This window comes from Leeuwenhoekiella sp. LLG6367-2.1 (assembly GCF_045055775.1).
Classification (GTDB): domain Bacteria; phylum Bacteroidota; class Bacteroidia; order Flavobacteriales; family Flavobacteriaceae; genus Leeuwenhoekiella; species Leeuwenhoekiella aequorea.
Map to the genome: position 1 here is coordinate 279,738 of NZ_CP159331.1, position 20,263 is coordinate 300,000.

Here is a 20,263-nt window from a genome sequence, read left to right on the forward strand (position 1 = left end):
TCTCATAGTGCTAGAGCTTTAGGATGAGTAGGATTATCTTCTAATGTAAGGTCTCGGGTATCGCACAACCATTCCATTAAAGTTTGTATTCCTGAATCAATATCAAACCGAGGCTTCCAGCCGGTAACTGTTGAAAATTTTGAAATGTCTGATACATAATAATATTGATCACCTGTACGCCAGTCATCAAAAGAAATACTCATATCTTTCCCTGTCTTGGTTTTGATAATTTTCAATATTTCAAGTAAACTGGTTGTATTATCAGTGCCGCCTCCAATGTTAAATACCTGCCCCGCTGTTTTATCTAACTTTGCATAGGCTAGAAGAAAAGCGTCTACCAGATCTTCTACAAAAAGTATATCTCGTACCTGCTTACCGTTTCCGTAGATGCAAATAGGGCGATCTTCTAAAGCACTGATTAAGAAATGAGCTACCCAGCCCTGATCTTCGGTGCCGAACTGATGCGGACCATAAATACAGCTCATTCTAAAAACAACAGTTTTGAGTCCGTATGAGCGGGAATAATCGAGAATATACTGGTCTGCTGAACCTTTAGAACATCCATACGGGCTATGAAAATCCAAAGAGCGTGATTCACCAATTCCAGAATTTAAAATCCTTTCATCTTTGGGCAAATACCGTGTTTGTGTCTCTTCGATAGTCACCCCATCAAGATTGCCGTAAACTTTATTGGTTGAGGTAAAAAATAAAGGCGGCTGGTGTGGACTCGTTCGTATAGCTTCCAAAACATTAAAAGTTCCTTTTAGATTAACCTGAAAATCATCTAAAGGGTTTTCTATTGAAGTAGTAACCGCAACCTGAGCTGAAAAATGAAAAACTGCTTCTGCATTTAGAACACATTGTCTTAATACCAACTCCTCACGTATGTCTGCGATTTGAACCAAAAGTTGCGTATCATATTGCTTTTTAAGTTCTTTGAGATTTTGTTCTACTCCCTCGCGAGCTAAGCTGTCGTAAATCATAACTTTTTTACCCTCACTTAAAAACCGCTTTGCCAGATTAGTCCCTATAAATCCTGCGCCACCAGTAATAAGAACGTATTTTTCTTCGGAATTTATCTTATATGATTTTGAAATATAATCGTGAGTAAATATGGCGTCGAGTCCATATTTTTCAAGCAATTTGTAAAGTAATTTTTTTGAGCCATCTGGCTTCTTTAAACCAAAATGATACTCGCGCTCGTCTAAATGAAAACCTCCCACTGTGGCGTTTTTAGCAGCCAAATCGTTTAAACTATACCAGTATACACGGTCAGCTTCGGTTTGTAATACATTTTTAAATTCTTCATATTGTTTAACCTCATCGTGTTGCCATGTTGAAAATCCAACTTCTGAAATCCATAATTCTTTATTCAGATCAAAACGTTTCAACACCTTTTTTACAGCATCAATCTTTTCTTTCCAACCGTTCCACTGCTGATCAAAAACATCTGGAAATCCGTGTATTCCTATGGCATCAATATGTGTGAGCGTATCCCGTTCTGCCATCATTTGCAGCCAGTTTGGATCTATAGGACTCATACCACCCAGAACCGTTTTCTTGCCTCGTTGCTTTGCCCAATAGGCTGCCATATCTATCATTTTTGAAAACTTATACCAGGAGAAATCCATCGTAAAATCATACTCCACGCTGTTATTAGGTTCGTTCCAGAGTTCTACCCATTCAAAATAGTTTCCATATCTACTTATAATCACATCTATAAAATCTGCATATGCTTTAAGATCTTTGGGAGGTGCAGAAGTACGGGGAGCTTCTCCTATAGATGGTGGTGTGTATAAGATGCACGGCAATATTTCAACGTGCTTGCTTAATTCTTCAAAAAGCCAGTCGTACCATTCTGGAGTACCCTCAACATACCAATCTGCCCACGAAATTCCCGTTCTCAAATGCGTGATACCCAGATTCTGAAAATCGCGTATAGCCTTTGTTACTTCTTTATATTCCCCCGGGCGAAACCACTCCAGGATGCCCACTATGGGTCGTTGCTGTAGATGCGTCATAATATTTTATTTTAAACCGTTAGCCCTCTAGATTCTAATTCTGTACTAGCTTGATTTACTTTATCGGTAGCGATTTGATCTTTAAGCCATTCTGCAAGCTCATACAGGCCATCTTCAAAATTTACCTGAGGTTCAAACCCCAATTCATTTTTGATTTTAGTAGTATCTGCAAAACAATGCCTTATATCCCCTACCCTGTATTTCCCATTTACTTCAGGTTGAATGTCTTTATTCATTACTTCAGCGAGCTTTTGTGCAATGGAAGTAATTGTATATTGATTGCCGCTGCCCACATTGTATACTTCCCCATTAGATTGCTCTGCTTCCATAGCCATACGACAAGCACGAGCCACATCCTTTACGTGTATAAAATCTCTTTTCTGATACCCATCTTCAAAAATCATTGGAGGTTTATCATTGAGTAAACGGGATGCGAATATTGCTAACACTCCGGTGTATGGGTTGGATAAAGCTTGTCGGGTTCCATAGACATTAAAGAATCGCAATGCTGTGGTAGGAATATTGTATGCTTTACCGGTTATGAGGCTCAATCGTTCTTGATCATATTTAGAAAGAGCATAAACCGAGGATAGTTTAGGGGTTTTTGTCTCTGGAGTTGGTATAGGTTTCAGATAGTTTTCTTTCTCGATCATCTCCCACTTATCAGATTTTAAATCTGATAGTTTACGCTCACAATGTTCCTTTAAATTGCCATCTATATCCTCATACAAGCCTTCTCCATAAACACTCATACTCGATGCTACAATCAATTTTTTTACAGGATGGTCAATAAGTGCCTGTAAGAGTGTAGCTGTACCTACATTATTAACATCTGTATACTCACGGATCTCATACATACTTTGCCCCACACCTACCAACGCCGCCATATGAAAAACCGCATCAATGCCTTCAAGCGCGATACGAATATCATTTGCATTGCGCACATCACCAATTTGTAATTCCACTTCAGGGTTGAGGTAATCTGGACGTTTTTTTTCTTTGCCGTGTACTTGCTCAGAAAGGGTATCTAACACCCGTACAGTATACCCCTGCTCCAGTAATTCATCTGCGAGATGAGATCCTATAAAGCCGGCTCCACCAGTTATGAGAATATGTTTTATCATTATTTTGTTTTTTTGTTAGTTGTTAAAAAGATTGATTAGCGGGCCGTGTAATTAATTTGTTTATTACAGCGTGGCCTGGTTTATTGAGAATGTACCAGACATCTTCTGCAATATCTTGTGGAGAAAGTGGATCGGGCCCTAGGTCATTAATTGATATATCACCCGAAATTTCATTATCAAAAAAAGATGTATCTGTAATTCCTGGTGCTATAATCGATATTTTAATATGTGGTAACGTCTCTAGTCGTAAGGTTTCTGCAACAACTTCTAAAGCGGTTTTTGAAGCACTGTAAATCCCACCGTATGGGTGCGGCTGATTTGCAGCTACCGAAGAAATGAAAATAACATGACCTCTTTTCTTTTTGAGCATAGCAGGTACAAATGCCCTGATGCAGCGCAGACTTCCCATAAGATTGGTGTTAAGAATTGCTTCCCACTTTGAGGGATCTCCCTCTGTCAATTTTTCTCGTATTCCTCTGCCTGCATTTAAAACCAGAATATCTGGTAGGCTAAAATTTTGAGTAAGCTCTTCAAATAAATCATCTATTTCTTTGGCTTTCGTAACATCGCATTTATTAAAAAAAACGTCATTAGAAGAAGGGGGAAGTACATCAGCTACGGCAACATTCATTCTATTTTTCAATAGTTTATATGCAATAGCAGAACCTATCCCATTACTTCCCCCGGTAATTAATGCTGTAGGTTGATGTATGTTATGTTTTAAAGCCATAGGTCCTTAACATTTTGCTCAATTGAATACTTGTGATCTAGAGAAAAGCCATTTGCAGGCAGTGAGGATATTTATCCCTTTATGATAAGATCAAAGCTAGAGGAGCAGCCTGTTAACTTTTATAAAGACAATTTTAAAATTTTATGAAAAAAATATCTTTTTAACATTTAATCTGAGTTATGTGATTAAAGACATTGGTGGTAAACAGAAAATTTTTTTTCCAATCTGGAGATAAGAATTAAAGCGAATACAGAGATATCAGAAGAAAAAACGTTTAAAATCCAGGAGGTCTACAAAGCGATAAAAAGTGCCAATTAGTAGCAATTGTTAACGATTAAAAACTGCAATTGATGATATCAATTTAATTATTAATGAAAAAAAGTTTATTCCTAAGCTGGAAGAAGTGCAACACTTTAAAACAACTAATTTCGAATTTATCTAACAAAAATTCTCCAATTTGAAATCAGTATTTGTAAGTTCTCCTAACATTACTCATATATTTAAAGCTTTGAGTGAGGCTTTCCAAAGCAGCGTAAAAGTCTTAGCTAACCAAAATTATAGAATTGAGATTCCTAAACAAATTGGCGAAGGGTTTATTGAAGGATATGAATATAGCTGTGGTATACGATATATTAACTACAACTGTCAATTTTATGATGATGTAGAACTTGTTTTTGCACCAAGTTTATACAAATTGTTATATTTCTTTTATGTGGTCGAGGGTAAGTTTACAACGATTTTAAACCAAAATCTTATTTATAAATTTAATCCTTATCAAAGTACGCTTCTAAACCATCCTTCAACTGACTCATTTTCTATACACTTTAAAAGATATATACGCGTAAACATAAATTGCTTATCTATTGATACCTATACATTCTTAGAAAGCCGTAAGTATGATGCAGATCTTAATATTCACCTTAAGAATCTCTTTAATTTTACAAATGACAATATGATACATCATTGTCATTATGATTTACAATTATTAGAAGTATATCAAAACATCAATTCATTTGAAGGAAAAGATTTTTTCAAAATTATATATGCTGAAGGAAAACTGTTGGAACTAATTACAATTCATCTTCAGGAGTATTTGCGAAGTATGGAGTATCCACTGCCTCCACACTATTTAACGCCCTATGAGATTGAAAATTTAAAAAGAATTCCAGATTTAATTGATAACAATCTTGCCAAGCGCCCAAAAATTAAGTGGTTTGCACAAGAAATTGGTATGAATAGCAACAAACTTCAAAAAGGCTTTCAGGAGTTATATAAGGAAACTGTTAATAGTTATATTCAAAAGAAACGCCTTAGCTCATCTAAAAAATTGCTAGTCACTACAAATTTGAATATCTGTGAAATAATTGGAGAACTAGGCTTGACTAGTAAAAGTCATTTTTCTAAAATATTTAAAGAGAAATATCATATGTCTCCATCAGAATATCGTAAAAAGTTTAAAAAGGGATTAAACTAACATAGAATATTTAAAATTCAGGTATTTAACAATTGCATTAAAATACCATCTGAGATGGTATAGGAATATTTATGTCCAAATCTTTATTCCTATGTGGATAAAATATTATTATAGGCGGATATTATGATAGATAACGGACTTACATATGAACCTTAGATTAAAACATCCATCTATGTTATGTGATGTGTTACTACTTCTATAATAAAACAAATAGCTTTTAATTTATAATCTGCCACTTCGATTTAAACTTCCTATTTATAATAAGACGAATTTTGGCAACAATATCACCTCTCCACTAATTCCTTTAGAAAGCGGAAAAAAGCATTTTTAAAACAGAGAAACCTAGAATTCTAGCCGTTTCAGAAAGTCTTAATTTCAACCTATTTTCACATTTTTATAATATTATTTTAAACAATCTTTAACATTATTTAAAATATACCGTCACTAAAATAATCGAATCCGATACTTTTTAATTATTGTCTATATTAATTTTAAATGAAATTATGAATTAGATAAAAATTATACATGAGATTCTTTCATTTTAGCTTCTTGCTTTTAATTCTTCTTTTCCTTCTAAGCTGCTATGTGTTTAGTGAATTAAGTCTATTACTTTTACTAGTTAATTTGACATTATTATTACTAGTAGGTGTCTATAGAATAGCATTATTAATTAAGTATCCTGTTAAAAAATCGTCAGAAGCAAGTTTAATTGACGAGTTAAAAATAAGCATACATCTTCAGGTCAATGAGGAACCTATTAAAGTCGTTTACAATGCAATTCGTTCCATTTGCAATCAAAACTATTCTAATTTTGAGCTAATTATTTTATTGAATAAAAGTGCTACACCTTTAAAATGCACGCTTATTAAGTTCTGCCAGAAATACAACCAATCTATACGGGTTTTTTCTAGCTATGAGAAAAATTCAGAAAATTTCCACCGTGTTATATGTAATTCAATTGTATCTAAAGATGCTCAATATATTCTCACTTTAAAAGCGCGTTATGTATTACAACCTAATGCCTTATCGACAGCATTAAAGCAAATCAAAGAATACAGCACACACGCTGTACAATTTCCTATAGGATATTTTAATGAAGCTCCCTATAATTTAGGAATAAAAGAAGAGCTAGAACATTATTATCACTACTACTCAGATAATATAGATTCTTCTTTAAATTTTATGCCGGCAGACAGTATTATTATCTTAAAGAAAGAAGTCTTTGAAGCTACTAATTATCAATACTCCACAGATATTTCTGAAGTTACCAGACTTGAAATTCTTTTTCGAGAAAATAACTACAAAATATACCATTCTCCTTCTGTTGTAGGATGGGAAATAATTCCCGAAGGGCTTTTAAATTTAAATTTTTACCAGAAAAAATGGATATCGGCCAAGCTTAATATCGTTCAGAAATTATGGAAATCAAAAGTTTTACCACTTCAGGTAAAATTGATTTCAACAATACGTTTGACCGTCTGGCTCAATTTTACTGCTCTTCCTATAATCGCTTTTTTATCAAGTATTTTTTTACCACTACATCCTGAAGAAATTCAGCCAGTTATTGCAATGTCTATCGCTTCTTTCTATCTGCACTTTATTATACAATTTGTATTATTTGGAATATCAACCAAATTTAATGTCATTAAACAGACAAAGGGTTTTTTAGCCAATACAAATACCATATTACAAGGAGCATTTTACTGGTTTTATAATTTCATCCTTTCAAAAAAAGAAACCACTGCAGGTGTTTCATTTCAGCATTCACGAGTTTATCAAATAAGCATCTACCTCTTTTTAGCTTTATTGCTATGCTGCTGTACACTGCAGTTTATTTATACACCCTCACTAGCATTTCCCTCCTTCATTCTCTTTGTGATAGTTACAACCTCTCACATAAATAGTAATAGAGAATTTAGAAATGTTAGAGAGAATCTTACTAATTCAATTTATCCCATCAGCTAAGATGCTGCTAACAAAAAATTTTACCCGTTATGAAATATGAATCATTTTATCCCCGACAAGAAGATAGCGATTTTGAAATGGGGAACAACAAACAGAAGTTTCATAGATATACGCAGGCTATATTAAATGGTTCTATACCCAGAGCCCCAGAATTTGTAAAAATGCTACAGCTCTATAAAAGTTGGCTGTTTACAGATAGTACAACTATTTTAAATAGTAATGATATGTACGAGGAGTATCGGGATTATTTTAAACAAAATGCCCAGCAGTATACCTTTTGTAACTTTATTCTCTCTTTAGATTGTGAAAATCCAGTGAGCAGAGATATTCATTATTTTGCCTCCAAGTACAAACCGCTGCAAGAGCGCTTTTTTTCCTTTTGTAATACGATTAAAAATTATGAACTGGTTCTTTTTTTTCAACATCTCGAGAAATTTCCATTCTCAAAAAAGTTAAATCGTATTCTTAAACGGCGTAAACGAAAACTTCAAACACCAGACGAGAAGAAAGCATTTATATTAAATTTATTATTAACTCATCCTTCCTTTAAATTTATACATTATCCCATAGCTTTATTTCCGTTTCACAAAGATCCAGAGCATACTCCGCTTCAAGAACAAATCTCTTGGTTTGCTAATTATAGAAAATGGTTTAAGGAGTCTGAAGTTCATTTTATTATTCCGGATACAATCTATACTAAATTTGAAGATTTATTTTCTAGAACTCGGGTTTCTGAAAAAAATATGGAGATTCAATCATCTATAAAATACAGTACATTTTCTACCGAAGACGGCTTGAAACATAAAAGTCACAGGGAGAAAACTTGTGGATCTCTACTGGATATTCTTCAGCGTGTAAATAAAGATATTATACATATTTCATATATAGATGACATAGAAAAAAATTGCTATCAAAAGCAACGCACAGAGCAACGCCAGATATTGCAGGGAAAACTCATGCTCCTTCTACAAGAGCAACAAGATCACATTCAATATTTATCTGATAGCGAATCAACTAAAGGTCATTTAAAAAAAATATATAAATGGTATAAGACAAATTTTGTGGAGTTTATACCTTCTATAGAAAGTTATCCTATAATTGAGCAAAAGAACATTCTTTTAGATCATATAAACCAGCCGCTACGTGTATGTGGAGTGACAGCTCTTGATGATACAAAAGAATTTCTCCCACATCTTGTAGAAAAGGAAAATGGAAATTATATTATTGAATATATTGACAAAAAGGAACTCAATAAGTTCTATAGCTCGTCGCAAGACGTATCTGACAAAAAAGAATATATATGTCTTTTAGATATTTGTTGTTCTGTAAAGAATTTAAAAAATCACTATAAAACTGAACTGTTACCGAAGTCCAATTTTGAAAATCACTGTTTCGATTGTCTAGAAAATAGTAATTTTTGGATGGATAGTTTAAAATGGAACACCTGTTTAATAGAGTTTCCAGATACTGTTTTTTGTTCGCTAAAGGGTCTAAACGATTTACTAGAAAAAAACCACCAATAACCCAAGTTATATCATTAAATACTAATAAATTATGTCAACCACATTATTAATAATCGTTGCGACCATTTGCTCAACGATAACGATGACCACGTTTAGTTACCTCCTCTCCTATTTTATCAAAAAACAATATAGGGAACCCGAGCTATTGAATTTACTAATATGCAAAAGCAAATTTATACCTATAGAAGCTTCTAAAAATCATCCACTAGGTTGGATAATACATTTCAGTATTGGTTTAGTCTTTGATGCTGTTTTAATTCTATTATGGTCTAATTATAGTTTAAGCAGTTCCTGGCAATCGGGAGTTTATTTAGGAATTGTTCTGGGCATTATTGGAAGTATAGGCTGGACCTTGTTTTTTAAAACAATTTATAAGCCGTCTCACATTGACTTCTGGTATTTTGTACACCTAATTATCGCTCATATAATATTTGTCCTTACCGCATTAGCCTTATACAAAATCAATTGATTTTATATTGAATTTCGTGAAAGCAATAATCTATTTAAATGAAAAGCGAATATTCCATGTAATAAAAAAGGAAGATAAACTGTAAAATCAACTTAACAGATTTAGGAATGTATGGTGATACATTCCTAAATCTTTTTTATTCTAAAACAGACGATGTGTGTTTATTTATTTTTGAATCCAGAAAAAGGTATTCATTAGGAACTAAAACCAGCATTTGTTTATTTTCCCCGTCTTGAGGCAGATAATATATTCTCAACTTATAAGTATCTGGTAGAACCTCACTACAAAATTCCCCACTCTCTTTATCAAATCCACCATCTTCTGTAAAAGCAATACTTATAATCTGAGTATTACTAAGAAGATTAATCTTTTTTAACTCTGTCTGCGTTAAACTATATCGATTGAGTATTTGGTTTAAGGCTTTGTGAAAATGGTTGTTGTCGGAGAAATACATAACTGGATTGTTTTGATTTCTATCAAATTTATGAAGACATGAATACTTAAAATATATAATTACAAAACATTTAATATGATAACTAAAAATACAGTTAACCTAATCTAAAATTAACATTTGGATGATTTTAGGCTTTAAGATTTAGAAATATAATTTTAGATAATTTTTACATATTCAGCTAAACCTTAGTTAATTGTATTTAAATCCTGAAGGGTATTAGTAACTTGAAGTAAAATTTAAAGTACTAATCAAAAACTAAAATTATGAGTATTGTAAAAATCATCGAAGTAATGGCAACTTCAACTGAAAGTTTTGAGCAGGCTACTAAAAATGCTCTGGAGCAGGCCAGTAAATCAGTAAAAAATATCGAATCTATATATGTAAAGGAAATGAATGCCAAAGTAGAAGATAATAAAATTGTCTCCTACGGCGTAAATGCAAAAATATCATTTGCTGTAAACTAACTGAATAACTAAGTTATTTCAAATAAAGGGTAGACATTTTGTTCTACCCTTTTTGTTTTAAGAAATGCTTTATGCTGTCTGCACACAACTTATAGCGGGAAATTTGCTGGTAAAATAGAAGTAGAGTTGATTCTTAAACGTGTGCTGATTCTTATCTATTATTTTTTATCTAAAATAGCTATTATTGGGTAATTAACTCTTTTGTTTCCCCTTTTTTAATTTAAGAAAGGCAGAAGGAGAAATATTATATTTATTCTTGAAGATTCGTGAGAAATAACTTCTACTTGAAAGTCCTATAAGATCTACAATTTCAGAAATATTATGATCTGATTTCTCTAATAGGGTTTTTGCTAAATCGAGCCTTCTCTCAATCACATACTCATTAACTGTAGTATTGTATAAATACTTGAATCCTTCTTGCAGTTTTAAAGCTGTTAGTCCTACTTCCCTGGCAAGTTGCGGAACAGTTGTAAAATCGAGGATATTCTTATTAATGATTGAAACGGCTTTTATAACTTGTTTTAGTTCAATTTTGCGCAATACAATATCAATTTCCTTGTCTTGATACTGTAAGATTTGAAGATTTAAAAGCTGTAAAGCACCTCCATTCCAAACCAATTTTTGAGATAGGTCTGAATTTGTTTTCTTTTGTAAATCATCAAAAAGATCTGCCATTTCCAGACAGTACTTACCGTGATAGTAAAATTCTTTAGTCGCTTTTTTATCTTGGAAGAGAAAGCTTAAATCATCAGAAATGTTCTTTATTTCGCAATTAAATTGTTTGCTAAAAACTTCTCGATTCATTTCTAAACTATTAAGGCAAATTCTCATACCCCCTTTAAAATTGAAAATATGTCCATTATTTGCTGTACTGGCTACAATTGCATTTTCATATTCTTCTACTTTATGTTCTACATGTTCTTTCTCAAACCTATGAATGAGTTGGCCTTTTTCACAATATAGAAATTTAACAGGATGAGTTTTATCTACTATAAAATTAAACTGGGTGTCCTGGTGAAAAAAGCAATCATAAAATATAATGCCCAGACCATTTTTAAAATCCATTCCACGTATAAACCCTTTACCTATTTGAAAAGGAAGTTGAACTGTATATTCATCACATTTTCTAGTTACAGGTACATCCAAAGCAAAAGCAATATCTTCTAAAACTTCTTTTAAGGGCAAGGATTTTACTAGAATAGAAATCATTATTTTTTGATTTTCATGAATATATATGCACCTACATAATTTCACAGCTCTCGATGGTTAATAAATATTTTGCACGAAAGCGTGTAATAGTCATTAAGAATACCCGCGATAACTGGGTATTTTTAAAGGTTAGGACAGCAAGTCTGCAATAGTAAAAATTTAGTAGGGAATTAATATTTAATCCGTTCAATAGGGTTAACAATTAATTCAATAAGATCAATAGAACCCTTAATTGGGAAGGGTTTTCGTGCTATCGACCATACAAACAGTTTGTTACATAAACCGTGGCTTACATAAAATGAAGAGGGTTTGAAGCAGCCATAAGTTTATTGTGTAACGATGTCTATACCCGCCTATTTAGGAGAAGAGATAAAGTTTTTTAATATAAAAGATAAGTCCTCAAAATGAGCTTCTTAAATGTAGATAGAAATAACCAGAGTATAGGGTAAAATCGATTTTATTAAAGATAATAGCAGACCGAATTTAATTTTGATCCTTAAACAGCTCTACCCGGTCGAGAACGAAAAATATATTTATGAGCAAACAGCAAATAACAAAGGATAATTGAGCAATTTTTTGAGCATCTTCTACCAGATTTGTAAATCCAATTAATAGACTTATTTGTGCCAAAAAAATAAAAAGTATGATGAGGCGTAACATAACATTTCTTTTATGATTATTTAATGACTGGAGACATTAAGTCCTCAAAATCTTGCATTGATCTGGTTACTTATTTTGTAACTTTTCTTTAATCATTGCTCTGATCTCAACTATGATTTCTGCTGTACTCTTATGTAAAACAGATGAAGTACTTGCGTAGTTTTTGTTATTCATCACTAATAAAATTTATTGTTTTGATCTTAATCTGGCTAATCAACACAAATTTTGAGTCGCATTCGGGTAAATAGCATCTTAAAAAATGCAAAGCATTATTATAAAAAATAAAATTATCTAATAGGTCAGGCAACGATTAATCAGAAAATCCAGCCTTCTATTTATTTTAAAATTAGAAGGATATGCTAATTCTAGATAGTTCTAAAAAACTTATTATTAGCACGAAAGTCAAGCTGTATTATTAATTTTTTGTTAAATAAAATAACGCAGATTCATCAATTATTGTTTTTAATAATCTTTTACACAATTCTGTTAATCTTCTTTTCAATAGGATCATTATAATTTTTAGTTATTCTCGAATTTTAGAATAACAACCAAAAATTAACCAATGATTTTAAATATCTATGCTAATGATCCGCTGTCTTTGCAGGAAAACTTAAAGCACACTTTTGATGCTATATGTGAAAAAAATGAATTTGGAAAAAGAGCAATTCTAGACCATCCTCAGGGAGCTGGTGAAGTCTATTGCCAGGAATTCCATGATGGCGTATCTATGGAACTTTATGACTGTACATTTCGAGAAGACATCACGATTAATATACAAACAGCAGATGCTAATCCTCTATATTTCCTGTATTCCCTTTTACCAGGTGTGGGATTCTCACATCTCCCTAGAGGACTTGGTAATTTTCAAGCGGCAGTTGTAAGATCTTCTAAAAATGATCCTTTAGAAATTTACTTTCCTAAAGATATACCCATCCAGCTCCTCATCTTTAAAATTGATAAAGAGCTTTATTGTAAAAACCGTAACAAGCTGATTGCAAAGAAAGAAGCCCTCCAACATCTATTTGAAGAACAAGAAACGGTCTCAACTGCGCATCTCTGTTCTCCTAATATCTGCATAGCAGACTTATACCAAAAACTTTCACTTAGCACATTAAAGGATCCTAACGGCATCTATTTTCTTGAAGCCGAAGCAAACCTCATAGTAGGACACATATTAACCCAATATGTAACTGATAATAATCTAGAGGAAACAAATTGGATTCTCACAACATCAGAACTGGAAAGAGTGAGACAAATGGCAAATAGAATATGCCAGGATCCAAGTGACGCCTACACAATACAAGAATTATCCCGTAGAACAGGCCTCAATCCCTATAAATTACAGGAAGCCTTTAAACATCTTTATAAGAGCACTGCAGTTAAATTTATACAAGAGAAGAGATTGATCAAAGCAGCAGAACTACTAGGTACCAGTGAATACAATGTGACACAAGTGGTTGAAGAAATTGGTTTAAGCAGTAAGAGCTATTTCAGCAAAATCTTTAAAGCTAAATACAGCTGCAGCCCTAAAGAATATCAAGATCAATTTAAAAATCGTAAAATCCTTTCGATAAAGGTTTAGCCTTTAAATTTATATAATGAAGCTTTTATAAATCTACTATTATCTAATACTTGAACATGCTATGCAAATGTTACACGACCTTCTTGAAAAACAATTGAGAAACCTCTATGCTGCAGAAACCCTAATTTTAGAGGGATTACCTGAAATACTTAACCACGCCTCTGATAAGGGCTTAAAAGACATTATAAATGCCATAGTAGAAGTCACAGAACAGCAAAGGTCGAGATTGAAGAAAATAGGAGATTATTTGAATTTTAAGGTGACTGTAAGGGATGGGAAAATAATTAAAGGTCTTCTCGAAGAAATGAAAGAGTTGTTTGAAGAGTTTTCTAAAGGAAACCTTTTGGATATAGCGATTATTTCACAATTACAACACATTCAACATTTTCAAATATCTGCATATGAGTCCACGTTGCTTTATACAAAAACGTTGTTATTAGAAGAAATTAGCTCTATACTGGATGACACCATTGATGAGGCATATATGGCTAATGAAAATTGCAGTAGATATATGAAGCTCCTTTTATCAAGAAAGAAGCGATAGGTGTATTTCAAGGGCTTATAGTATACGCTATCTTAAAAATCAACTTCTACTTTCAGGATCATCTTATATTCTATCGAATCGCTATCTAACGTCATTCTCGACATACTATAGCGGATAATAAAACAGATAAAACAAAAAAGCCTGTCAATCTAAGATTAACAGGCTTCTAATACCCACTTGAAGTGGTTTGTCGGGGTGGCAGGATTCGAACCTGCGACCTCCTGCTCCCAAAGCAGGCGCGATGACCGGGCTACGCTACACCCCGAGGTGTATTTTCTAAAAATGTTTTGCGGAGAGACAGGGACTCGAACCCTGGCGACAGTTACCCGTCGACAGATTAGCAATCTGCTCCATTACCACTCTGGCACCTCTCCTTAAGAACGAAGCGTCTCTCTCAAAACGCGGGTGCAAATATATATCAAAGTTTTGAAGTAATCAAAGGTTTTTAGCTATTTAATTAAAAAAATTTTCGAATATTTTTTAACCTCCTGAAAACAAGATTGTCAGCTTAAATATTATTCTGGGTATTCTATTCTTAAATGATAAATATTGTTCAATTTAGACTTAAGAACTTTTTTTATCACTTGTATTTCCTTGAATGTAATGTTGGCATTTAAAAACTGATTATCGTCCATTTGCTTATTCACAATCTTCTCTACAAAAGAATCAATTAGTACAGATGTAGGATTTTTCAAACTTTTACTTGCCGCTTCTACACTATCGGCCATCATAAGAATTGCAGTCTCTTTACTAAATGGTAAAGGTCCCGGATATCTAAAATCCTCAATATTCACATCCTCATCTTGTTCTTGAGCTTTTTTGTAAAAATAATATACAGTACTTGTACCGTGATGTGTTCTTATAAAATCAATAACTCGATCTGGCAAATTGTTCTTACGTGCTATTTCAATACCATTGATTACATGATCTATAATAATTCTGGCACTTTCATAAGGTGACAAATCTTCGTGGGTATTTATACCTGTAGATTGATTTTCAGTAAAATCTGTAGGATTTGCCATTTTACCTATATCGTGATATAACGCTCCTACCCTTGTGAGCATAGAATTTGCCCCTATCTCATTAGCCGCAGCTTCAGCTAAATTTGCCACATTTAAACTATGATGAAACGTTCCGGGTGCTTTATTCGCTAAGTCTTTTAATAGTTTTGAATTAGTATCTGTAAGCTCGAGCAGCGATAAATCACTTACTAGACCAAATATCTTTTCGTAGGCATAAATTAACGGCTGAACAAATAAGGTGGCTAGACCGGTAATTATAAACATACTAAAGGTTTCCCATTCTAAATTATCTATAGTTCCCTCATGAATGATATGAAATGCAAAGTATCCCAGTATATAGATAAAGGTTATTTGCCCGACCGATATAAACAGATTAGCTCGCTTATACAATTCAGATACAGTTAGGATGGTAACGATACCTGCTATTACTTGCAGAAACATATATTCTGAAGTGTTAGGCACAATAAAACCTAATAGAAGTATTGATATAACGTGTGTAAACATTCCTAAACGCGCATCAAAGAACGCTTTAATAACTAAAGGCAAAATGCAAAGCGGAACTACATACACATAATTCGCATCATATTTTACAATAATGGTGGTTAGCAAAACCATTAAAATAATATTGAAAAATATAAATGTGACCTTCGTATTATTTTCAAAAACGGCTTCTCTATAATTTCGAATAAATAGTAAAAGCATGGTGAGTGCTACAGAGACAAGTAAAACATAACCAAAAACCACCCAATTGTATTTACTGGCAGTCCAACTCTGAGATTCATATTCAGCTTGTAAAGATTTTAGTATTTGATAGGTATTTTGTTCTACTATTTCACCTTTAGCAACAATTCTGCTACCTTTATTGACTACTCCTTTTGTTGGCGCTATTTTGCTTAATTCGGCATTTAACTCCTTATTTGTCAACTTTTCGTCATAAACAACATTGGGTTGTACAACATCAAAAAATAATTCTTTAAATCTATTTACAGACTGCACATAAGGACTGTTAACTAGCCTCCTATTTATTAAAATAGTTATTTCATCTGTGGTGTTTAAATTTTCAATAGAGGTCTCTTCAATTTCATTTCCTCTTCTTAGATAAACTTTACGACCATCTTCAAATGAAGCTATATCACTTATAACCCCATATTTGTAAATATCTTCGAGAATTTTAGAACCAAAACTTTTTAGTTCTTTCTGCCGATTTCTAAAAATAGAGTCTGTAAATACAGAAGCAAACTGATTTTCGTAGGCTGCTTTAGATTCATTTGCTATATCCTGATCATAAATAAAATAGGGAATAATATTATTCTCTGCTTCAGATCGTTCTTGCTCAAGTTGATCCTCACTTTTTAAGATGGCAAAGTCTACGGGAGCATACAAATTATCGTATTGCCAAGGTTTATTTTGCTGAAAATCAAATTGAAACTTACCACTCTTCGGAAAAAGATAGACGATAAGTATGGTACTCACTATACATAGTAAGATTTTATATAAAGAACCTTGATTCTTGTAAAATTTATTTAAAATATCATTCATATAGCTGAAGAAAATAATCACAAATCGCGGTAGCGCTGCTTAATCAAAAAGCAACTTACAGGTTTGTAATTAAAATATTGAATCTGCATAAATTTTAAATTAATCTATAAAATTAATTTCTATGCAAAAGTAAAAGTACTAAAATTAAATGGTAGCTATTCTAAAGAAGGCTGTATGCTAATAATAACGTTTTCGTAAATATTTGACTAAATTTACAATCACTAAAAACTTACTTAAAAATACACATATTATGCATAAAGAAGTTGTAATTGTATCTGCTGTTCGTACTCCTATTGGGAGTTTTATGGGAAGTTTATCTTCCTTGACTGCTGTACATCTTGGAACAACCGCTATAAAAGGCGCACTTGCTAAAATAAATTTAGATCCTGCCCTGGTTACCGAAGTTTTTATGGGTAATGTGGTTCAAGCAGGTGTTGGTCAAGCTCCAGCACGACAAGCTGCTTTAAATGCGGGAATACCAGATACTGTACCCTGTACGACTGTGAACAAAGTTTGCGCATCTGGGATGAAAGCCGTAATGCTTGCAGCGCAGTCTATTGCTCTTGGAGATAATGACATTGTAGTTGCGGGAGGAATGGAAAGTATGAGTCAGATACCGCATTATGTACATATGCGTAACGGAAATAAATTTGGTCCGGCTACCTTGATCGATGGTATGCAGAAAGATGGTCTCGTAGATGCATATGACGGGAATGCAATGGGAGTTTGTGCAGATTTATGTGCATCAGAATATAAATTTTCTAGAGAAGAACAGGATGCATTTGCTATTGAGAGTTATAGAAGATCTGCAGCCGCCTGGGAAGCAGGACACTTTACAAATGAAGTTGTGCCTGTCGAAGTGCCTCAAAGACGCGGAGAACCTATTATGGTATCTGAAGATGAAGAATTTAAAAACGTAAGAATAGATAAAATCGCAAGTTTAAGACCGGCTTTCTCTAAAGAAGGTACTGTAACTGCTGCAAATGCTTCTACAATAAATGATGGTGCCGGAGCGGTGATTGTTATGAGTAAAGAAAAAGCAGACGAATTAGGACTTGAAATTCTTTGTACTATAAAAGGATATGCAGATGCGGCTCATGAACCAGAGTGGTTTACTACTGCTCCCTCAAAAGCGCTACCTAAAGCCTTAGCTAAAGCTGGTGTAAAGCAAGATGAGATTGATTTTTTTGAATTTAATGAGGCATTTTCAGTGGTGGGCTTAGCAAATATGAAAATTTTAGGACTTACCGCTGATAATGTAAATATAAATGGTGGCGCTGTTTCATTAGGTCATCCCTTAGGTTGTAGTGGTGTTCGTATTTTAATCACTTTGATTAACGTTCTTAAGCAAAAGAATGCTAAACTTGGTGCGGCAGCTATATGTAATGGAGGTGGTGGAGCATCAGCAATGGTGATTTCTAGATAAAATCTTTGAGATGTTTCTAATCTCATTGGTAGGTAAAAACCATTTGATTTACTTTTACAAAAACTTCAAAACCGCCTGATGAATTACGGCATTTGCCCATTAAGTATTGTACCTATGCGTTCAGAGCCTGCAGATCAGGCCGAAATGATTAATCAAGTACTTTATGGTGAACATTTTAAAGTACTTGAGATTCGGAAAAAATGGAGTCGCATTCGACTTGCTCACGACAAATATGAGGGATGGGTAGATAATAAACAGTATAAGGAAATTTCTGAAGATGATTATACTGTTGCAGAAGATAGGAAACCCATCTTAGCAAGTGATTTGTTGCAAATGGCTACTTCATCTGATTCCCATATTTTAAGTCTTCCATTAGGTGCTCAACTGGCTAACTTAGATTTAACCGGAGATCAATATGAAGGAAATAATATAAGTTCAATCAAGGCTAAAACCTCATTTATAAATACCGCATTTCTTTATTTAAAAAGTCCGTATTTATGGGGAGGCAGAACTCCATTTGGGTTAGACTGCAGTGGATTTACTCAAATGGTTTATCGACTCAATGGTCACTCCCTTTATAGAGATGCATCACAACAGGCAGCTCAAGGAGAAGCTTTAAGTTTTATTGAGGAAAGTGAACCTGGAGATTTAGCCTTTTTTGATAACGATGAAGGCCGAATTACTCACGTGGGCATCATGTTACAAGACAATTATATAATACATTGTCACGGTGAAGTACGTATAGACCGCATAGATCATACTGGTATTTATAATGCTGAACGTCGCACGCATACTCATAAACTTCGGGTTATAAAGCGCATAGTTTAAAAAAACAAAGGCTATTATTTTAAAAATAATAGCCTTTGTTTTTTTTTACTTACATATAATTATTCAGCTTCATTTTGAAATTTAGCTTTCTTGGATCCCGCATAAATATCATACTTTACTAATCTTGATTCTAGAGAGCCATTATAAAGTTTAATCTTTCGAGAAGTACGTAATCCCACATGTTTAAGCGATTCTAGGTTTGATGTAATAAACCAGGCCTCAGTATCCTTATAATTCTGTTTAAGCGTATCCCCTATATTTTTATAAAAGGGCTCCATATCAATTTCTAATCGCTCCCCGTAAGGTGGATTAAAGACCATATGTAAGTGGCGTTCTTTTTCCTTTTCCGTATTAAAAAAATCGGCTTGCTTAATTGTTATAAATTCACTTAGCTCGGCATTCTTAACATTTTCAATAGCTTTTTCAACTGCTGATGGAGCTTTGTCATATCCTGAAATCGTAAAATGAAATTCCCTTATTTTCTTCAGTGCAGACTCTTCAATAACATCAAATAAATCTGGATCCCAATCGTGCCAGTTTTCAAAACCAAATTGTTTTCTATTTAAGTTAGGCGGTATATTACAAGCAATCATTGCTGCTTCAATTAACATCGTTCCACTACCACACATAGGATCTAAGAAATCACTATGACCTTTCCAACCAGCGAGCATTAGACATCCCGCGGCTAAAACCTCATTAATAGGCGCAATATTAGTCGCAAGTCGATAACCTCTTTGATGTAGTGAAACTCCACTGCTATCTAAAGAGATGTTACACGTATTATTGCGTATATGAATATCAATACTTAAACTTGGAAATTTAAGATCTACATCTGGGCGTTCTCCTGTATTCTCTCTAAACTGATCTACTACAGCATCTTTTGCCTTTTGAGCTACGAACAATGAATGCGTAAATTCCTCACCGCTTATTGTCGCATTAATAGCAAACGTGTCGTTTACTCGCATATATTGACTCCAATCAATGCTTTTTACTGCATCATATAAAGCATCCTCATCTTTAATTGTAAAAGTCTTAAGTGGTTTAAGGATCTTAATAGCAGTCCTACAACACAAATTTGCTTTATACATAAATCCCTTATCACCGCTAAAGGAAACACTTCTCGTACCTATTTCTACATCTCCTGCACCTAATTCACGTAATTCTCGCGCTAATAATTCCTCAAAGCCAAACATAGTTTTGGCGAGCATTTTAAAGTTACCTTCCATTGT

Annotated in this window: 16 protein-coding genes and 2 tRNA genes; 9 read left to right on the forward strand and 9 right to left on the reverse strand. The window is 33.4% G+C overall.

Annotation, left to right across the window (positions count from 1 at the left end; all coding sequences use genetic code 11):
• Nucleotides 1-2 precede the first annotated feature (2 nt).
• The 3 genes from ABVM53_RS01285 to ABVM53_RS01295 are packed head-to-tail and all read right to left on the reverse strand — an operon-like array spanning nucleotide 3 to nucleotide 3,875.
• Entirely contained in the window at nucleotides 3-2,021 is a 2,019-nt protein-coding gene (locus ABVM53_RS01285; protein WP_405328575.1) for an SDR family NAD(P)-dependent oxidoreductase, read from the reverse strand.
• An 11-nt stretch (nucleotides 2,022-2,032) separates the two neighbouring features.
• Entirely contained in the window at nucleotides 2,033-3,145 is a 1,113-nt protein-coding gene (locus ABVM53_RS01290) for an NAD-dependent epimerase/dehydratase family protein (RefSeq protein ID WP_405328578.1), read from the reverse strand.
• A 22-nt stretch (nucleotides 3,146-3,167) separates the two neighbouring features.
• Nucleotides 3,168-3,875 (reverse strand): SDR family oxidoreductase, encoded by a 708-nt coding sequence (locus ABVM53_RS01295; RefSeq protein WP_405328581.1) that lies wholly within the window; start codon nucleotides 3,873-3,875, stop codon nucleotides 3,168-3,170.
• Nucleotides 3,876-4,332: 457 nt separating this feature from the next.
• Between ABVM53_RS01295 and ABVM53_RS01300 the strand changes: the two genes are divergently transcribed.
• The 4 genes from ABVM53_RS01300 (at nucleotide 4,333) to ABVM53_RS01315 (ending at nucleotide 9,306) form a co-directional block, all read left to right on the forward strand.
• Nucleotides 4,333-5,349 (forward strand): helix-turn-helix domain-containing protein, encoded by a 1,017-nt coding sequence (locus tag ABVM53_RS01300; protein WP_405328584.1) that lies wholly within the window; start codon nucleotides 4,333-4,335, stop codon nucleotides 5,347-5,349.
• Nucleotides 5,350-5,973: 624 nt separating this feature from the next.
• Nucleotides 5,974-7,314 (forward strand): glycosyltransferase, encoded by a 1,341-nt coding sequence (locus ABVM53_RS01305; RefSeq protein WP_405328587.1) that lies wholly within the window; start codon nucleotides 5,974-5,976, stop codon nucleotides 7,312-7,314.
• Between the two features lie 29 nt (nucleotides 7,315-7,343).
• The gene (locus ABVM53_RS01310) at nucleotides 7,344-8,837 is read left to right on the forward strand and encodes a DUF4301 family protein (protein ID WP_405328590.1); all 1,494 of its coding nucleotides are present in this window, start codon (nucleotides 7,344-7,346) and stop codon (nucleotides 8,835-8,837) included.
• A gap of 31 nt (nucleotides 8,838-8,868) precedes the next feature.
• On the forward strand, nucleotides 8,869-9,306 hold the full coding sequence (locus ABVM53_RS01315; protein ID WP_405328593.1) for a hypothetical protein: 438 nt from the start codon (nucleotides 8,869-8,871) through the stop codon (nucleotides 9,304-9,306).
• Nucleotides 9,307-9,442: 136 nt separating this feature from the next.
• Here the strand turns inward: ABVM53_RS01315 and ABVM53_RS01320 are convergent, their stop codons facing one another.
• Complete coding sequence (locus ABVM53_RS01320) at nucleotides 9,443-9,760, reverse strand: hypothetical protein (protein ID WP_405328595.1); 318 nt, start codon at nucleotides 9,758-9,760, stop codon at nucleotides 9,443-9,445.
• 263 nt (nucleotides 9,761-10,023) lie between these two features.
• Between ABVM53_RS01320 and ABVM53_RS01325 the strand changes: the two genes are divergently transcribed.
• Nucleotides 10,024-10,224 (forward strand): dodecin family protein, encoded by a 201-nt coding sequence (locus tag ABVM53_RS01325; RefSeq protein WP_371457307.1) that lies wholly within the window; start codon nucleotides 10,024-10,026, stop codon nucleotides 10,222-10,224.
• A 192-nt stretch (nucleotides 10,225-10,416) separates the two neighbouring features.
• On the opposite strand, the gene ABVM53_RS01330 is transcribed toward ABVM53_RS01325, so the two are convergent.
• Nucleotides 10,417-11,433, reverse strand: a complete 1,017-nt coding sequence (locus ABVM53_RS01330; RefSeq protein WP_405328598.1) for a helix-turn-helix transcriptional regulator — start codon at nucleotides 11,431-11,433, stop codon at nucleotides 10,417-10,419.
• Between the two features lie 1,222 nt (nucleotides 11,434-12,655).
• On the opposite strand from ABVM53_RS01330, the gene ABVM53_RS01335 reads away from it, so the two are divergent.
• Both ABVM53_RS01335 and ABVM53_RS01340 read left to right on the forward strand, forming a co-directional pair.
• Nucleotides 12,656-13,675, forward strand: coding sequence for a helix-turn-helix domain-containing protein (locus ABVM53_RS01335; protein WP_405328601.1), 1,020 nt, complete (start codon nucleotides 12,656-12,658; stop codon nucleotides 13,673-13,675).
• A 61-nt stretch (nucleotides 13,676-13,736) separates the two neighbouring features.
• Nucleotides 13,737-14,219, forward strand: coding sequence for a ferritin-like domain-containing protein (locus ABVM53_RS01340; protein ID WP_405328604.1), 483 nt, complete (start codon nucleotides 13,737-13,739; stop codon nucleotides 14,217-14,219).
• Between the two features lie 190 nt (nucleotides 14,220-14,409).
• Here the strand turns inward: ABVM53_RS01340 and ABVM53_RS01345 are convergent.
• The 3 genes from ABVM53_RS01345 to ABVM53_RS01355 form a co-directional block, all read right to left on the reverse strand.
• Nucleotides 14,410-14,484, reverse strand: a tRNA-Pro gene (locus tag ABVM53_RS01345).
• Nucleotides 14,485-14,509: 25 nt separating this feature from the next.
• Nucleotides 14,510-14,593 (reverse strand) — tRNA-Ser (locus tag ABVM53_RS01350).
• Nucleotides 14,594-14,734: 141 nt separating this feature from the next.
• The gene (locus ABVM53_RS01355) at nucleotides 14,735-16,780 is read right to left on the reverse strand and encodes an HD family phosphohydrolase (protein ID WP_405328607.1); all 2,046 of its coding nucleotides are present in this window, start codon (nucleotides 16,778-16,780) and stop codon (nucleotides 14,735-14,737) included.
• A gap of 250 nt (nucleotides 16,781-17,030) precedes the next feature.
• Here ABVM53_RS01355 and ABVM53_RS01360 point away from each other — a divergent pair, with 250 nt between their 5' ends.
• The gene (locus tag ABVM53_RS01360; protein WP_405328610.1) at nucleotides 17,031-18,206 is read left to right on the forward strand and encodes an acetyl-CoA C-acyltransferase; all 1,176 of its coding nucleotides are present in this window, start codon (nucleotides 17,031-17,033) and stop codon (nucleotides 18,204-18,206) included.
• A gap of 78 nt (nucleotides 18,207-18,284) precedes the next feature.
• The gene (locus tag ABVM53_RS01365) at nucleotides 18,285-19,034 is read left to right on the forward strand and encodes an NlpC/P60 family protein (protein ID WP_405328613.1); all 750 of its coding nucleotides are present in this window, start codon (nucleotides 18,285-18,287) and stop codon (nucleotides 19,032-19,034) included.
• 59 nt (nucleotides 19,035-19,093) lie between these two features.
• Here ABVM53_RS01365 and ABVM53_RS01370 read toward each other — a convergent pair whose 3' ends face one another.
• Nucleotides 19,094-20,260: a class I SAM-dependent RNA methyltransferase gene (locus tag ABVM53_RS01370; protein ID WP_405328616.1), complete on the reverse strand. Its 1,167-nt coding sequence runs from the start codon at nucleotides 20,258-20,260 to the stop codon at nucleotides 19,094-19,096.
• Nucleotides 20,261-20,263: the final 3 nt, after the last annotated feature.